The following is a 14,497-nucleotide window of genomic DNA, read 5'->3' on the forward strand; positions in this document are numbered from 1 at the left end:
GCGCCATGCGGAAAGCTGTAACACCCTATCTCACCAATCCGGTCGTGCTGATCGGCGGGTTCCTGACCATCGGCTGGCTGCTGGTGGCGGTCTTTGCGCCAATCCTTGCGCCCTTTGACCCGATCCGTACGCTGCTGCCGCTGGCAAAGCCGGGTACTGCCGCTCCGACAGGCGGCGTATTCTGGCTCGGCACCGACAAGCTCGGCCGCGATATCCTTTCGCGCCTGATCTACGGCGCACGCACCGTCGTGGTGTTCTCGACGCTTGCGACGGTGACGGCCTATATCGTCGGCGTGGCACTTGGGCTTATCGCTGGTTACTGGCGCGGCTGGGTCGATGCGGTCCTGTCCTATATCGCCAATGTGGTGCTCTCCTTCCCGGTGCTGGTGCTCTACATTGTCATCATCGTCGTGGTCGGCTCCTCGCCCTTCAATATCGTGCTTGCCGTCACCTTCGGCAGTGCGCCAGCGATCTTCCGCATTGTGCGCGGCATTACCATTGATGTGTCGAGCCGCGATTTCGTGGCGTCTGCGGTGACACAGGGCGAAAGCACCTGGCGCATCATGCTCTTCGATATCCTGCCCAATGCCAGCGGCCCGCTCGCAGTCGATTTCTGCCTGCGCCTCGGCTACACCGCGATCACCATCGGCACGCTCGGCTTCCTTGGCCTCGGCCTGCCGCCACCGACGCCGGATTGGGGCACGATGGTCAACGAAGGACGCGCCATGGCGATCGCCTTCCCACACTTGGTCATCTTTCCATGCCTTGCGATCTCGTCGCTGATGCTGGGCCTGAGCCTGCTGGCGGACGGATTGCGGGAAGTCTCGGAAGCGCAGGGGAGGCGTGCATGAGCAGCAACGAAAACCCACCGATCCTTCGGGTCGAAAATCTGAGTGTCGCACTGCCGAAGGGCGCCGACAGACCCTATGCCGTCAAGGCGGCGAGTTTCGATCTCAGGCCGCGTGAAATTCTCTGCATCGTCGGCGAGTCCGGCTCCGGCAAGTCGGTGCTGTCCAGTGCACTCATGGGCGCGGTGCCAGAGGGATTGAAGGTTTCCGGCGGCAGGGTGATGCTCGGAGATACCGATCTCGTTGGCCTTTCCGAACGGGCGTTCCGCGCTATCCGGGGCAGCGACATTGCCATGATCTTCCAGGAGCCGATCGCTTCGCTCAATCCGGCGATGACGGTATCGGCGCAGATCGAGGAAGTCTTCGAACTGCATTCAGACTTCGATGCTGCCGAGCGCAAGAAGCGTGCTCGCGCGCTGATCGAATCCATGCATCTGCCAAACCCCGACCGCATCCTGCAGGCCTATCCGCATGAGCTTTCCGGCGGCCAGTGCCAGCGTGTCGTCATCGCCATGGCGCTTGCCATGAACCCGCGCGTGCTGATTGCCGACGAGCCGACGACGGCGCTCGATGTGACGACGCAGGCGCAGGTGCTGAAGCTCGTTCGCGAGCTTCGCAACATGCACGATCACGGCATCCTCTTCATCACGCACGATTTCGGTGTCGTTGCCGATATTGCCGACCGCGTCGCGGTCATGCGTTATGGCGAGATCGTCGAGATTGGTGAGGCAAAACAGGTGCTGACGGCGCCGAACCATCCTTACACGAAAGAACTGATCGCCGCCGTGCCGAGCCTGAAGCCGCACGACCGTCCGGCCCCACCGGTGGGTGAAGCGCCGGTGCTTGCCGTGCACGATCTGCAGCATTCTTACGGCAGCGTACAGGTTCTGAAACATGTGGAGCTCAGCCTGTCGCCGGGCCGCGTAATCTCCATCGTCGGTGAATCCGGTTGCGGCAAGTCTACCCTTGCCAAGGCGATGATCCGCCTGATCGAGCCGAAGAGCGGACGAGTGGAAGTGGCGGGCGCCGATATTCTCGGCCTTGCGCCGGCGCCGTTGCGCGCCAGGCGGCGGTCGATCCAGATGATTTTCCAGGATCCGTTCGGCTCGCTCAATCCGCGCCGCCGTGTCGGGCCGATGATTGCCCGCTCAGCCCGGCTTGCCGGCATGGAGGCAGGCGAGGCGCGGCGTCGGGCGGAAGAGTTGCTCGACCTCGTCGGCCTGCAGAAGAGCGCCTATTGGCGCAAGCCGTCGGCCTTTTCCGGCGGACAGCGCCAGCGCATCGGGATTGCCCGAGCGCTTGCCATGCGGCCGGATGTGCTGATCGCGGACGAGAGCGTTTCGGCGCTCGACGTCTCCGTGCAGGCACAGGTTCTGAAACTGCTTCGCGAGCTGCAGGAGAAGCTGCAGCTCGCCATCGTCTTCATCACTCACGACCTGCGCGTCGCTGCCCAGATCAGCGACGAGATCGTGGTGATGCAGAAGGGTGAAATCGTCGAGCGCGGCAGTGCGGCCCAGGTACTGCAGGCGCCGACACACCCCTATACGAGAACGCTTCTCGACGCGGCGCCGGGCCGCAGCACATTCTAGCCGCCGCTTCCGGGCGACGGCACACTGTTTCGTTTCAACGCATGGCCGGCAGAAGCCAGCATGCGCGTGGTTAGCTATTGTCCTGAGGATACCGTCATGACGGAATATCGCAATTTCATCGCCGGAGAATTCCGGTCTTCCTCCACTCTGGTGCCGGTGCTCAATCCGGCAACGGAAGCCGCTTTTGCCAAGGTGCCTTCGGCGACTGCCGAAGAAGCCATAGAGGCTGTTGAGGCGGCAGCGAAGGCGCAAAAGGAATGGCGGGCGCTGCCGGCCATTGCCCGTGGCGACGCATTGCGCAAGTTTGCTGCCCTCATCGAGCAGCGGGCGGAAAAGATCGGCGCTGCCCTGGCGCTGGAATCCGGCAAGAGCCTTGCCGATGCGACGGGCGAGGCGATCTATGGCGCCGAGCTGATGCGTTACCACGCGGAGTGGGCGCGGCGCATCGAGGGCGAGATCATTCCGAGCGACAATGCCAATGAGACGCTGCTTCTGAAGCGCGAGGCAATCGGTATCGTCGCCTGCCTGATCCCCTTCAATTTCCCGATCTATACGCTGGTGCGAAAGATTGCGCCGGCGCTGATTGCCGGCAATGCCGTCGTCGTCCGCCCGAGCAACTCGACACCGACCTCTGCTTTCGAGATTGCAGAAGCCGCGGCCGAAGCGGGACTGCCAGCCGGGCTCATCAACATCCTCACCATGTCGCATGAGGTTGCGGCAATGCTCTGCACTCATCCGAAGGTCGGGATGATCACGCTGACGGGCAGCCTGCAGGCTGGTCGCGTCGTACTCGACTACTGTAAGGCAAATATCGCCAAGCCGTCGCTGGAACTCGGTGGCAAGACGCCCGTCATCATCGAGCCGGACGCCGATCTCGATGCCGTTGCCGCACAGCTCGTTGCTGCCAAGACCAATCATTGCGGTCAGCTCTGCACCGCGCCGGAGCGCGTCTATGTGCATCGCTCCGTTCATGACGCGCTGCTTGCCAAGCTGAAGGCCGGCTTTGCTTCACGTGTCTTTGGCGACCGCTCGGTCGAAGCATCTCGCGTCGGGCCGCTCGCCACGAAATCAGCACAGACGAATGTGCACAAGGCCGTCCTCAAGGCAGTGGAGCAGGGCGCGCGCATCGAGGCCGGCGGTACCTTGCCTGATGGTCCCGGCTTCTTCTATCCGCCGACGCTGCTTTCCAATTGCCGTCAAGACATGGAGATCATTGCCGAGGAAATATTCGGGCCGGTTCTACCCGTCGTCGCGTACGACACGACCGAGGAGGCGCTGGCGCTCGCCAATGATCATCAGTTCGGTCTGAGCTCGGTGCTTTTCACCAACAACCACCGCACGATCATGCGCTTTTCCGATGCAATCGAGGCCGGTGAATTCTACGTCAACCGTTTCCCGGCCGATCCCTATCAGGGCTATCACGCCGGCTGGAAGCGCTCCGGCCTTGGCGGCGATGACGGCAAGCACGGCATGCTCGAATTTACCCAGACGCGCCTCGTCATACTCAAGCATTAGGGATTACGGCCATGCAGATCGCATCGCTTTCCACCCACGTCGTCGCCGTCCCGCCGCCGCATATCGGCGGCATGTACTGGATCTTCGTGCGGCTGGCGACGGCCGACGGTATCGAAGGCGTCGGGGAAATCTACTCGACTGCCTTCCATCCGAAGGCGCTCGTGCCGCTGATCGAGGATGTCTTCCAGCGCTATCTGCTCGGCCACGATCCGCATGATATCGAGCGCTTCTGGCGGCTTGCCTATTCGAGCGGCTTCACCCAGCGGCCTGACCCGACGATGATGGGCATCGTTTCCGGCCTGGAGATTGCCTGCTGGGATATTATCGGCAAGGCGGCCGGCAAGCCGGTGCACAAGCTGATCGGCGGGCGCGTGCATGAGAAGCTGCGCGCCTATACCTATCTCTACCCGAAAAACGCTGCCGGCGAATATGACTATAACGATCCGGACCTCGCCGCCGAATGCGCGGTGAAGATGGTCGAGATGGGCTTTACCGCCGTCAAGTTCGACCCGGCCGGCCCCTATACGGCCTATTCCGGCCATCAGGTGTCGCTCGGAGTGATGGATCGCTGCGAGGAATTCTGCGCCAAGATTCGCGAGGCTGTCGGAAGCAGTGCCGATCTGCTCTTTGGCACACATGGCCAGATGGTGCCGTCTTCGGCGATCCGGCTGGCGCAGCGGCTGGAGAAATATGATCCACTCTGGTTCGAGGAGCCGGTGCCTCCCGGCCAGGAAGAGGCGATGGCGGAAGTCGCCCGCAGGACCTCGATCCCCATTTCGACCGGTGAGCGGCTGACAACGAAATACGAGTTCCAGCGCGTGCTGGAAACGGGTGCGGCCTCTATCCTGCAGATGAACGTGGCGCGCGCCGGCGGCATTCTGGAATCCAAGAAGATTGCCGGCATGGCCGAAGCGCATTACGCGCAGATTGCGCCGCATCTCTACAATGGTCCTGTTGGCGCTGCCGCCAGCATCCAGCTTGCCGCTTCCTCGCCGAATTTCCTGATCCATGAGGCGATTGTCGATTTCTCGGGCTTCTACGCCGAGATCCTGAAGACGCCGCTGCGCTTCGAGGATGGTTACCTGATCCCGTCAGACGAACCGGGGCTGGGCGTGGAGCTCGATCTCGATGTCGTCGCGAAACACTCGCCTTACGAAGGGCAGCGACTGCATCTGCAAATGGATGACAAGCCCGCCGACGTGAAGGCTTTCGCACCGGCCCGCGGCTGAGAACGAAGATGACGACATACGATTACATCATCGTCGGCGCCGGCTCGGCCGGCTGCATTCTGGCCGCGCGCCTCAGCGAGAGCGGCAGGCACAATGTGCTGCTGATCGAGGCCGGCGGCAATGACAGCTCACCGTGGTTCCGTGTCCCGGTCGGTTATGCGCGCTCCTACTACGATCCGAAGGTCAACTGGATGTACTGGAGCGAGCCGGAAGCTGCGCTCAACGGCCGACGGATCTATGCACCGCGCGGCAAGGTGCAGGGCGGTTCCGGCTCCATCAACGCAATGATCTTCGTGCGCGGTGCTGCCGACGATTTCGACGACTGGAAGGCTGCCGGCAATCTCGGCTGGGGTTATGAGGATGTGCTGCCGTTCTTCCGCAAGCTGGAGACGCATGCGGGTGGCGAGAGCAAATATCATGGCGGCGGCGGGCCGATCCATGTGACGCCGATGCGCGGCCAGTCGCATGCTATTACCGACCGTTTCCTGGAAGCCTGTGCCGAACTACAGCTGCCGCTGAATGCGGATTTCAACGGCGAGAATATCGAAGGCGCCGGCATCTATGACATCAATACGCGGAACGGCGTGCGTTCCTCCTCGTCTCTTGCCTATCTGAGGCCGGCGCTTGGGCGACCCAATCTCGCCATCCTGCGCAACAGCCGGGTGCGCCGGGTGATCGTCGATACGGAAGCCCGTGCGACCGGCGTGGAGGTAATCGGTCCCGGTGGCATCACCAGCTATTCGGCGCGACAGGAAGTCATCCTCTCGGCGGGCGCGGTCGATACGCCGAAGCTTCTGCAGCTCTCGGGCATCGGTGACGGCGCGCATCTGCAATCCCTAGGCATCCCGCTGGTGCGGCATCTACCGGCCGTCGGCAAGAACCTTCAGGATCATCTCTGTGCCAGTTTCTACTATCGCTCCACCGTGCCGACGCTGAACGACGAGCTTGGAACGCTGTTCGGCCAGGCGCGGCAGGCACTGCGTTATATCCTGACACGGCGCGGGCCGCTGGCGCTCAGCGTCAATCAGGCCGGCGCCTTCCTGCGCGGCAGCCGGGATGAAGAGCGAGCGAATATCCAGCTTTATTTCAATCCGCTTTCCTATCGCATTCCGACGGATCCGAAGGCAGGTTTGAAGCCGGAGCCCTATTCCGGTTTTCTGCTCGCCTTCAATTCCTGCCGGCCGACGAGCCGCGGCACGGTTGGCATCGTCTCGCCCGAGATAACGGAAGCGCCGCAGATCAAGCCGAACTATCTCGGCACTGTGCATGACGAGGAAGAGGTCATTCAGGGCAGCCGGCTGGTGCGCCGGATCATGGAAGCGCCGGCTCTGCAATCGATCACCAAAGCCGAAATGCCGCCTTCGGTGGAAGCCCAGACGGATGAGGAATTGCTTAGTTATTTCCGTGGCAATTCCGGTTCGATCTACCACCTCTGCGGATCGGCTTCGATGGGGCCGGATGCTACGACATCCGTGGTCGACGCCTCCCTGAGGGTGCACGGCATCACCGGGCTGCGAATCGTCGATGCCTCGGTTTTCCCGAACATCACAGCCGGCAATATCAACGCGCCGACGATGATGGTGGCGGAAAAGGGCGCGGCGATGATCCTCGCCGCTGCTTGAGAGCTAGTGGCGGTGGATGGGGTCGATCCAGGGGACGTCTTCGGGCTTTTCGACCGGTTCGATGTCGAGGTTGACGACCACAGGTTCCTGGCCTGATCGCACGACCACGCATTCCAGCGTCTCGTCACGGTTGGCATTGATTTCCTGATGGGGAACGAAAGGCGGCACGTAGATGAAATCGCCGGGGCCGGCTTCTGCGGTGAATTCGAGGTTTTCGCCCCAGCGCATGCGTGCCTTGCCTTTCACCACATAGATGATGCTTTCGAGATCGCCGTGATGATGGGCGCCGGTCTTGGCATTGGCATGGATCGTCACCGTACCAGCCCAGATCTTCTCCGCCCCGGCGCGCGCATTGTTGATGGCGGTTGCGCGGTTCATGCCCGGCGTCTGCGCCGTATTCGGATCGAGTGCGTTGCCGGGAATGACCTTCACGCCATGTTCGCGCCAGTCGATATGCTTGTGATCGTCGCTCATGCCGCTCCTCCTGCTTTCAAGCTAAATTTAGGTAAGGTCGGACCGACAGCCAAGGGCCGTCGATCCTTTGCGCGCTATGCGCGGACCAGCACATGGTTCGCTTTCAGCCAGAAGGGTGGCAGGTAGAGCGGCGTGTCGGACAGCGGCAGTATGTTCTCATTCAAGGAAACGCCGAGCTTATCCGCCATGAAGGTACGACGAGCGGTGATGCGGGCATACATCTCCGGGTATTTCGTGCGGATTGCCTCACGAAGCTCTGCATCGGCAAAGGCGACCGCATCCTCGCAGTTGAGCGCCCAGCCGGCCGGCATGGGCACGGGGATGACGTCGACCTGGAAGGGCATGCCTGAGCGCAGGCGTTCGGTGGAGCCCGGTCGGACCGGCGAATGCAGCCATTCCTCGTGGCTGCCGAGATGGCCGGGGTTGAGCGCTGAGTTCAGGCCGGCGGATTTCAGCTTTTCGGTGACGGATGTGAAGAGATCGCTGCCAGTCGTGCCGATATCGGCCGTCTCGTACCAGGTGATCAGCGCTTCGAAATAGGCCTTGGCAGGTTTCAGGAAGGCGTCGTCATGGTCGGTCAGCAGGCCGGCGCGGGAGGAGAGGGCGCCCCAGTAACCGAGGGCAGTCGTTACGCCATCACCCTTCTTCAGACGCCGTGCCGTCGGGCTGCGCAGGCCGACGATGGCCTCGCCAGAACTGACAGACGCGAACATGGTGTGCAGGTTCAGCGGATCGCCTTGGTAGCCCAGTCTGCCGAGTGCCTCGAACTCGCTGTCGCCTTCGCGAACACCTGAGACGACACGCCAGAGAGCACGTGAGCAGCGGGCCGAAGCCCATTCGAAGGCGGCGAGCTGGTCGACATCGACGACGGCACGCAAGCCGGTCTCGGGATGCATGAGAACGGCAGTCGCATCGGTGATCTTGCCGGCCAAGCGGCGTAGCGCAGAGACGATGAAGTCGGGCACGAAGAAGCAGTTTGCATGATCCTCATCCTCCTCCGCCGAAAGATACTTCCAGCCTATGAGGCCGATGCTGTCGCCCTTGCCGATGCCGGCGTCGCGCAGACGGTCGGAGAGGCGCGGGTTTTGGCTGCGGTCCTGGCCCATGAGGCTGAAGGTCTGCGCTCGCAGCACGTCGATGCCCGGCAGGCGGGCAAGCACCGTATAGCTCTCGGATTCATTGCCCGTGATAATCACCCGCTTTCCCTTCGGGCCGAGCAATAGCAGGGCCTCTTCGAAGCGAGGTTCGAAACCGGAGAGGAACATGATGTTGCCGAAGTGCTCGCGGTCGGCATAGACGACGAGCCAGTCGGTACCGGCAGCTTTCAGCGCGGCATCCGCGCGGGCGGCATAGGTTGCCGCCGGAATCTGCGGTTGTTCGGCGGCCACAGGTCCAAAATCGGGCAGGGCTATGGGTGATAGGGTGATTGCCATACAGTTCCTCCATTCAGGCTGGCATTGAGGCGAAAAGGGATCGTGGCATCGGTTTCAATGCCACGAAAGTGGATGATCGCAAGTTTCCGATAGCGAAGATGCGCTTCCCTGCGCTATCACGCCATGACAGGTTGGAAAGCGCTCGAACATGACACAAAACATTGGCCGCGATGCCGCCCCGACGATTGCCGATGTTGCAAAGCTGGCCGGAGTGTCGCGTGCGGTCGCCAGCCGGGCGCTCTCCACCGAGCCGCGACCGGTTTCGGCCGATAAGCGTGAAAGAGTGGTCGAGGCGGCTGCACAGCTTGGCTACAAGCCGAACCTTCTGGCGCAGAGCCTGACGACCAAAACGGTCAACCTCGTCGCCGTTGTCGTCAACCACATCCACGATCTCTCGGACCTCGATCTTTTCGACCGGCTGCTGGACCAGATCCAATCGATCGGCAAGCAGGTCATCATGATCCGCATCGGTTCGGTGGCCCGCGTCGAGGAATTTCTGCGCAATGGCGTTGCCTATCACGTCGATGCGGCGCTCGTGTTTTCGGATTTTGCGGATGCTGCCACCGTGCGGCGCATGTTTCGTTCCGATCTGGTTATCATGTTGAACGGCCTGCATGACGACCTTTCGCCAGTCGTCATTCCCGATGAAGGCAGTGGAATTGCTGAAGCCGTCGCCGATGCCGCAACGAAGGGTGTGAAGCGGGCGGGGCTCGTGACCGGTCGTTCGTCCTCGCCGGTGGAGCAGGCACGCATCGGCTTCTACAGGCAGGCTTTCGCTGAAAACGGCATAGAGCTGGGGCGGACGGTGCAAGGCGACTACTCCTATGAGAGCGGGCATGCTGCGGCTGCGGTCTTGACCGGGGCCGATTGCCCCGATGCGATCTTCTGCACGTCGGATGCGATGGCCATGGGTATTCTCGATGTCTGCCGCGTCGACTTTCCCGCCAACCGGCCGACGCGCTTTCGTCTGTACGGCTTCGACAACCTGTCGCTCACCGATTTCGATGCCTATCCGATTTCCTCGATCGGCTACGACAAGGGCGTCTACGTGGAGCAGATGGTGGATTTCATCGCCAACCCCGGCACTTTTCGGCCCAACCAGCCGCCGGTCATCGTGCCGACGACCTTCTTTCCGCGCCTGACTGCCTGATGGCAAACAGGCCGCCCGGAGGCGGCCTGTCAGGATCAGCTTACCACTGCGGGTTCAGAGCCGGCGGGTTGGCTTCGGCGCCCCACCACTTCTTGTAGTTGGCTTCATACGCACCCGACTGGATGTAGTCGGAGACGAACATGTCGAGCCAGCGGACGAATTCCGGATCGCCCTTGGCAACGGCGATGCCGATCGGGTCGTTGGAATAGAGGCCAGCAAGGGTGACCAGCGTCGGGTTCTTGGTAGCGAGGTAGTCGAGCAGCGAAGAGTCTTCGATCGCCGCATCGACGCGCTTCTGCTGAAGCTGCAGAACGCCGTCAGGTGCGAACTGGTCGACATAGACGAGCTGCGCATCCGGCACGGCCGTCTTCAGGAAGGTTTCGCCCGTTGTGCCGCGGCCGACGACGACCTTCTTGCCAGCGAGATCCTTCAATTCCTTGATACCGGAGTCTTTCTGGACGATGACACGCAGGCCGGCGCGATTATAGGGGATCGAGAAGTTAACGACCTTGGCGCGCTCGAGCGTGGCCGAAGTATTGGCGATCGCCACGTCGATCTGGCCGGAAACGAGCATGGAGATGCGGGCGTCGCCGGAGACGTCGGTAAATTCGACCGGTACGCCAAGCTTTTCGGCCAGGCGATTGGCGACGTCGACGTCATAACCAACAGGGTTATTCTGCGCGTCGCGGAAGCCGATCGGCTCGCCGCCGAGCGATACGCCGATGTGCACGACGCCGCGCGAGCGGATATCGTCGATCATGCCGGCAAAGGACGGAAGCGCAGAGCCGGCAACGATGGCCAGCGCGGCAATGGCTGTGAGAATGCGTTTCATGGTTCCATTTCCCTCTTCTTGATTATGCCTGTTTCGCTGCCCGAAGCTCCGGTTCGGGCATCGAGTCCTCCCAGAGCCAGTAGCGGATCTCGCCCTCGCATCTGAAATTCACGACCTCATGGTTGCCCTTGGCATCGACGGCATGGATGACCACGCCGGCCAGGAAACCGGAGGATAATTCCTTGAGCTCCTCGACGGCGAGCTTAACCGCGTCGGAAAGCGAATAGCCGAATTTGAGCGCCAGGACGACCGTGCGCGCAGTCGAGCAACGCATGGTCATCTCGCCGGTATGGGTGCAGGCGGCTGCGCCATAACGGCTATCGGCATAGAAGCCGGCGCCGGGAATGGGACTGTCGCCGAGGCGGCCGGGATATTTCCAGGCCCAACCCGAGGTGGACGTCGCAGCGTGGATGCCGCGCGCCGGATCAGCCGACAGGAAGACGGTGGTGTCGCGCACGCGCTCGGGATCGGTGATGGTGCGGCTCAGCGGGGCCAGCGGAATATTGGGGAATTTCGCCAGTTCCTCCGGCGAAAGCTCCTTTTCCAGCCGTTCCCACCAGACGCGCTTGCTGTCTTCGAACAGCACGTCGTCTTCGGAGAAACCGATTTCACTGGCAAAGCGACGGGCACCGTCGCCGGTGAGCATGACGTGCGGCAGGCGCTTCATCACCTCATGGGCGAGGCGGGCGACCGGTAGCGTGTTTGGCACGGCGCCGACAGTGCCGACATCGCGGGTGTTGCCGTCCATGACGGCGCCGTCGAGTTCCATATTGCCGAGCATATTGGGCCAGCCGCCGTAACCGACGCTGCGCACCTTGACTTCGCTTTCCACCTTGCTGATGCCGGCAACCATGGCATCGAGGCTGATGGCACCCTCGCGCAACATCTGCACCGTCGTCGGGAAACCGGGCCAGGCTTCTTTATTGGCCAAGAGCAGCATGAATACCTCTAATCTTTGCGCATTTTGGACAGGAACTGGGCGATACGCTGATGTGACATGCCGCCTTCGGTAGCGAAGAAATCGGCGGTCGGCAGGTCGACGAGCAGCTTTCCCTTGTCGAGGAAGACGATGCGATTGGAAATCTGCCGCGCGAATTCGATCTCGTGGGTGACGAAAAGCATGGTCGTGCCTTCGCTCGCGAGCTTGGCGAGGATATCGAGCACTTCCGCCGTCATTTCCGGGTCGAGCGCGCTGGTCACCTCATCGAGCAACAGATAGCGCGGCTGCATGGCGAGCGCACGGCAGATGCCCACGCGCTGGCGCTGACCGCCTGAAAGCTGAGCGGGGTAGGCATCGGCACGGTCACCGAGACCGACGGACTTCAAGAGGGCGCGGGCGGTGGCTTCGGCTTCCGCACGTGGCTTCTTCAGCACTTCGATCGGCGCCAGCGTGATGTTTCCGAGCACAGTCATGTGCGGATAGAGATTGAAAAGCTGGAAGACGGTGCCCGACCGTTTGCGCGCTTCCGCCAGATCCTTCGGCTTGCTGACGTCGAAATTGTCGACGGTAATGCTGCCGCCGTTCAATTTTTCCAGGCCGTTGATGCAGCGGATCAGCGTCGATTTGCCGGAACCGGATGAGCCGAGAATCGAGACGACCTCGCCGGGCTTGATGGTGAGGTTGACGCCGTCGAGGACGGTGACCGGACCGAAGGCCTTTTTGACGTTTTCTACTTTGAGCATATCAGAGCCCTCTCCAGGCGGCATGCGCCCTGAGGCGGTTTTCGAAGCGGGCGCCGAGCCATGCGAGCAGCTTGGCGCAGGCGTAATAAAGCAGGCCGACCACCGTCCAGACGATGAAGGGTTTTAGGGTGCGCAGGTTGAGGATGTTGCCGATCTTGGTGAGATCGACGACGCCGATGACCGAGATCAGCGAGGTGACCTGCAGCTGGTTGACGAGCAGGGCCGTCAGCGGGCCGATGGCGAAGGCCATGGCCTGCGGCGCCACGACATGGCGCAGCACCTGCCAGCGGGTGAGGCCGAAGACGCGGGCGGCCTCGATCTGGTCGCGGCCGATGGATTCGATTGCCGAGACCGCGATGACATAGACGAAGGCCGCCGAATTGGCAGACAGCGTGATCATCGCGGCCGTTGTCGGTGTGATGCGGATATGGAAGAGGCCGGGCAGGCCGAAGAAGACAAGGAAGAGCTGCACCAGCACGGGCGAGTTCTTCAGGAGTTCGGCGAAGAAGGTGATGACTGATGTCAGCACCGGCACGCGATAGAAGCGGCAAACGGCCCAGAGCGTGCCGATCAGCAGGCCGATCAGCGAAGTCGAGAAGAACAGGCCGAGGCTGACGCCGAGGCCCTGTAGCAGCAGCCAGATGTCGAATGGTGTGAAATCGGAGAAACGCATCAGGCTACGGCCTCCATCATGTCGCGGTTCAGGCGGCGGTGGAGGAGGGCGATGCCGAGCGAAACGAGATAGGTCAGCACGGCATAGACGACCAGCAGCACGACATAGACTTCGAAGGGCCGGTAAGTCTGCGAGACGACGATCTGGGCCGAGCCGGTGAGCTCGTTAAGCGTGATGGTCGAGAGGATCGAGGAGGTCAGGACCATGTTGATCAGCACCGAGCCGAGCGGGCGAACGGAGGTTCTAAGCGCGATCGGCAGTACGATCTTGGTGAAGGTCACCCGGCGGGACAGGCCGCTTACTTCTGCGGCTTCGATGATGCCGGGATCGATCGCCAGAATGCCGGCGCGGATAACGTCGGAGGCATAGGCGCCGCCGGCAATCGACAGCGCAACGACACCCGTGGTGAAGGCATCGATATAGATGCCGATCTCCGGCAGGCCGTAATAAAAGAAGAACAGCTGCACGATGAAAGGCACGTTGCGGAAGATATCCACGTAGACGAAGGAAATCCGGCGCAGAAGGGTGGATGAAGACGTGCGCGCGATGGCGACGAAAGCGCCCATGATGACGCTGCCGATCAATGCCAGAGCACAAGCTTCTGCTGTCAGCAGCGCGCCTTGACCGAGAAAGCCCAGATGGGGCAAGAGGATCGAAAGGTCGAACCGCACGATCACTCCCTTATGTACGATTGAAACCGGTTTCATCGTGTCGTTTGTGCGCGCTGATGTCAAGAACGCCCAATAAGGAATGCTGATATATCTGTGACGAAAAGTTCGTTTTTCCCGGTAACGTTCTGCGGAATATTTTTCGTCAAAAGGCGGGAAAGCTGGATGAATATGGACTGCACAATATCTCGCCATCCCGCTAGCCTTTATCGCACAAAGAAAGAGCAATTCGCATGAGCCAGCTTCCCTACATCGATTACGACACCGCTTCCGAAGAGATTCGCGCAGCGCATGACGAGGAAGTGCGCGTTCGGGGCAACATGACCAACATGAAGCGGACCTTGCTGCATTCGCCGGAAGCCCACCGTATCTATGCCGAGTGGTTCACGCTCCGGGCCGAGCTCAATCCCGCCATCAGCGATCGCGAGATATGGATCTTCTCGCATTCGATCTCCAAGGCGCTGAAGTCCGATATCGCCATCACCTTCTTTCGCCGAGCGCTGATCAAGACCGGGTTCAACCCGGATGCTCTCGAACTCAGCGAAACGGAATCGCTGCTTAAACGTTTTGGCACGGCTGTTGTCGCCGATTCCAAGGCCATTCCTGCCGATATCTGGGCCGAATTGAAGGCGCGCTACGACACCAAGGTGCTCGTCGATCTCGTCGCCTTTGCCGGTATCATGATTGCCACTGCCGTCTACATCAATGTTGTCGAGGTCGATTTCGATCCCGAGCTTAAGGCTTTCGCCGAAGGCGCCAACTGACTTTTTCATCACCCGAG

At 61.4% G+C, this 14,497-nt stretch carries 14 protein-coding genes; 7 read left to right on the plus strand and 7 right to left on the minus strand.

Features of this window, described 5'->3' with window-relative positions; all coding sequences use genetic code 11:
- Positions 1-5: 5 nt before the first annotated feature.
- The 5 genes from AC1DUP_RS00240 to AC1DUP_RS00260 all read left to right on the plus strand — a co-directional run bounded on the left by AC1DUP_RS00240 (position 6) and on the right by AC1DUP_RS00260 (position 6,803).
- Complete coding sequence (locus AC1DUP_RS00240) at positions 6-851, plus strand: ABC transporter permease (RefSeq protein ID WP_477831790.1); 846 nt, start codon at positions 6-8, stop codon at positions 849-851.
- A complete protein-coding gene (locus AC1DUP_RS00245) occupies positions 848-2,437 on the plus strand; it encodes an ABC transporter ATP-binding protein (protein ID WP_115034179.1) in 1,590 nt (529 codons plus the stop codon). The genes AC1DUP_RS00240 and AC1DUP_RS00245 overlap by 4 nt, the downstream gene beginning before the upstream one ends.
- Before the next feature lie 96 nt (positions 2,438-2,533).
- Complete coding sequence (gene aldA / locus AC1DUP_RS00250) at positions 2,534-3,952, plus strand: aldehyde dehydrogenase (protein ID WP_477831791.1); 1,419 nt, start codon at positions 2,534-2,536, stop codon at positions 3,950-3,952.
- 11 nt (positions 3,953-3,963) lie between these two features.
- Positions 3,964-5,181, plus strand: a complete 1,218-nt coding sequence (locus AC1DUP_RS00255) for a mandelate racemase/muconate lactonizing enzyme family protein (protein ID WP_477831792.1) — start codon at positions 3,964-3,966, stop codon at positions 5,179-5,181.
- An 8-nt stretch (positions 5,182-5,189) separates the two neighbouring features.
- Positions 5,190-6,803 (plus strand): GMC family oxidoreductase, encoded by a 1,614-nt coding sequence (locus AC1DUP_RS00260; RefSeq protein ID WP_477831793.1) that lies wholly within the window; start codon positions 5,190-5,192, stop codon positions 6,801-6,803.
- A 3-nt stretch (positions 6,804-6,806) separates the two neighbouring features.
- Here AC1DUP_RS00260 and AC1DUP_RS00265 read toward each other — a convergent pair whose 3' ends face one another.
- Together AC1DUP_RS00265 and AC1DUP_RS00270 are read right to left on the minus strand one after the other, a co-directional pair.
- Complete coding sequence (locus tag AC1DUP_RS00265) at positions 6,807-7,277, minus strand: cupin domain-containing protein (protein ID WP_025668423.1); 471 nt, start codon at positions 7,275-7,277, stop codon at positions 6,807-6,809.
- 74 nt (positions 7,278-7,351) lie between these two features.
- Positions 7,352-8,710: a Xaa-Pro aminopeptidase gene (locus AC1DUP_RS00270; protein ID WP_477831794.1), complete on the minus strand. Its 1,359-nt coding sequence runs from the start codon at positions 8,708-8,710 to the stop codon at positions 7,352-7,354.
- Between the two features lie 148 nt (positions 8,711-8,858).
- Between AC1DUP_RS00270 and AC1DUP_RS00275 the strand changes: the two genes are divergently transcribed.
- On the plus strand, positions 8,859-9,860 hold the full coding sequence (locus tag AC1DUP_RS00275) for a LacI family DNA-binding transcriptional regulator (protein ID WP_113299849.1): 1,002 nt from the start codon (positions 8,859-8,861) through the stop codon (positions 9,858-9,860).
- A 40-nt stretch (positions 9,861-9,900) separates the two neighbouring features.
- Here the strand turns inward: AC1DUP_RS00275 and AC1DUP_RS00280 are convergent, their stop codons facing one another.
- From AC1DUP_RS00280 to AC1DUP_RS00300, 5 genes are read right to left on the minus strand one after another with little or no spacing between them, the layout of a single operon-like run.
- Positions 9,901-10,692 carry a transporter substrate-binding domain-containing protein gene (locus AC1DUP_RS00280; protein ID WP_113299848.1) on the minus strand — a complete coding sequence of 264 codons (792 nt, stop codon included), beginning with the start codon at positions 10,690-10,692 and terminating at the stop codon, positions 9,901-9,903.
- A gap of 22 nt (positions 10,693-10,714) precedes the next feature.
- Positions 10,715-11,632: an isoaspartyl peptidase/L-asparaginase gene (locus AC1DUP_RS00285; RefSeq protein ID WP_113299847.1), complete on the minus strand. Its 918-nt coding sequence runs from the start codon at positions 11,630-11,632 to the stop codon at positions 10,715-10,717.
- An 8-nt stretch (positions 11,633-11,640) separates the two neighbouring features.
- Positions 11,641-12,375 (minus strand): amino acid ABC transporter ATP-binding protein, encoded by a 735-nt coding sequence (locus AC1DUP_RS00290; RefSeq protein ID WP_115034186.1) that lies wholly within the window; start codon positions 12,373-12,375, stop codon positions 11,641-11,643.
- 1 nt (position 12,376) lies between these two features.
- Positions 12,377-13,048: an amino acid ABC transporter permease gene (locus AC1DUP_RS00295; RefSeq protein WP_113311222.1), complete on the minus strand. Its 672-nt coding sequence runs from the start codon at positions 13,046-13,048 to the stop codon at positions 12,377-12,379.
- Positions 13,048-13,719, minus strand: a complete 672-nt coding sequence (locus tag AC1DUP_RS00300) for an amino acid ABC transporter permease (protein WP_113311313.1) — start codon at positions 13,717-13,719, stop codon at positions 13,048-13,050. Before AC1DUP_RS00300 ends, AC1DUP_RS00295 begins: the two co-directional genes overlap by 1 nt.
- Before the next feature lie 230 nt (positions 13,720-13,949).
- Here AC1DUP_RS00300 and AC1DUP_RS00305 point away from each other — a divergent pair, with 230 nt between their 5' ends.
- Positions 13,950-14,480 (plus strand): carboxymuconolactone decarboxylase family protein, encoded by a 531-nt coding sequence (locus AC1DUP_RS00305; RefSeq protein ID WP_477831795.1) that lies wholly within the window; start codon positions 13,950-13,952, stop codon positions 14,478-14,480.
- The last annotated feature ends 17 nt before the right edge of the window (positions 14,481-14,497 follow it).

The organism is Rhizobium sp. 01L419 (assembly GCF_056400025.1).

What these genes read in the sequence shown, in the direction of transcription:
- AC1DUP_RS00240 (WP_477831790.1), top strand. Translation starts at nt 6, where the DNA reads ATGCGGAAAGCTGTAACACCCTATCTCACCAATCCGGTCGTGCTGATC.
- AC1DUP_RS00245 (WP_115034179.1), top strand. Translation starts at nt 848, where the DNA reads ATGAGCAGCAACGAAAACCCACCGATCCTTCGGGTCGAAAATCTGAGT.
- aldA (WP_477831791.1), top strand. Translation starts at nt 2,534, where the DNA reads ATGACGGAATATCGCAATTTCATCGCCGGAGAATTCCGGTCTTCCTCC.
- AC1DUP_RS00255 (WP_477831792.1), top strand. Translation starts at nt 3,964, where the DNA reads ATGCAGATCGCATCGCTTTCCACCCACGTCGTCGCCGTCCCGCCGCCG.
- AC1DUP_RS00260 (WP_477831793.1), top strand. Translation starts at nt 5,190, where the DNA reads ATGACGACATACGATTACATCATCGTCGGCGCCGGCTCGGCCGGCTGC.
- AC1DUP_RS00265 (WP_025668423.1), bottom strand. Translation starts at nt 7,277, where the DNA reads ATGAGCGACGATCACAAGCATATCGACTGGCGCGAACATGGCGTGAAG.
- AC1DUP_RS00270 (WP_477831794.1), bottom strand. Translation starts at nt 8,710, where the DNA reads ATGGCAATCACCCTATCACCCATAGCCCTGCCCGATTTTGGACCTGTG.
- AC1DUP_RS00275 (WP_113299849.1), top strand. Translation starts at nt 8,859, where the DNA reads ATGACACAAAACATTGGCCGCGATGCCGCCCCGACGATTGCCGATGTT.
- AC1DUP_RS00280 (WP_113299848.1), bottom strand. Translation starts at nt 10,692, where the DNA reads ATGAAACGCATTCTCACAGCCATTGCCGCGCTGGCCATCGTTGCCGGC.
- AC1DUP_RS00285 (WP_113299847.1), bottom strand. Translation starts at nt 11,632, where the DNA reads ATGCTGCTCTTGGCCAATAAAGAAGCCTGGCCCGGTTTCCCGACGACG.
- AC1DUP_RS00290 (WP_115034186.1), bottom strand. Translation starts at nt 12,375, where the DNA reads ATGCTCAAAGTAGAAAACGTCAAAAAGGCCTTCGGTCCGGTCACCGTC.
- AC1DUP_RS00295 (WP_113311222.1), bottom strand. Translation starts at nt 13,048, where the DNA reads ATGCGTTTCTCCGATTTCACACCATTCGACATCTGGCTGCTGCTACAG.
- AC1DUP_RS00305 (WP_477831795.1), top strand. Translation starts at nt 13,950, where the DNA reads ATGAGCCAGCTTCCCTACATCGATTACGACACCGCTTCCGAAGAGATT.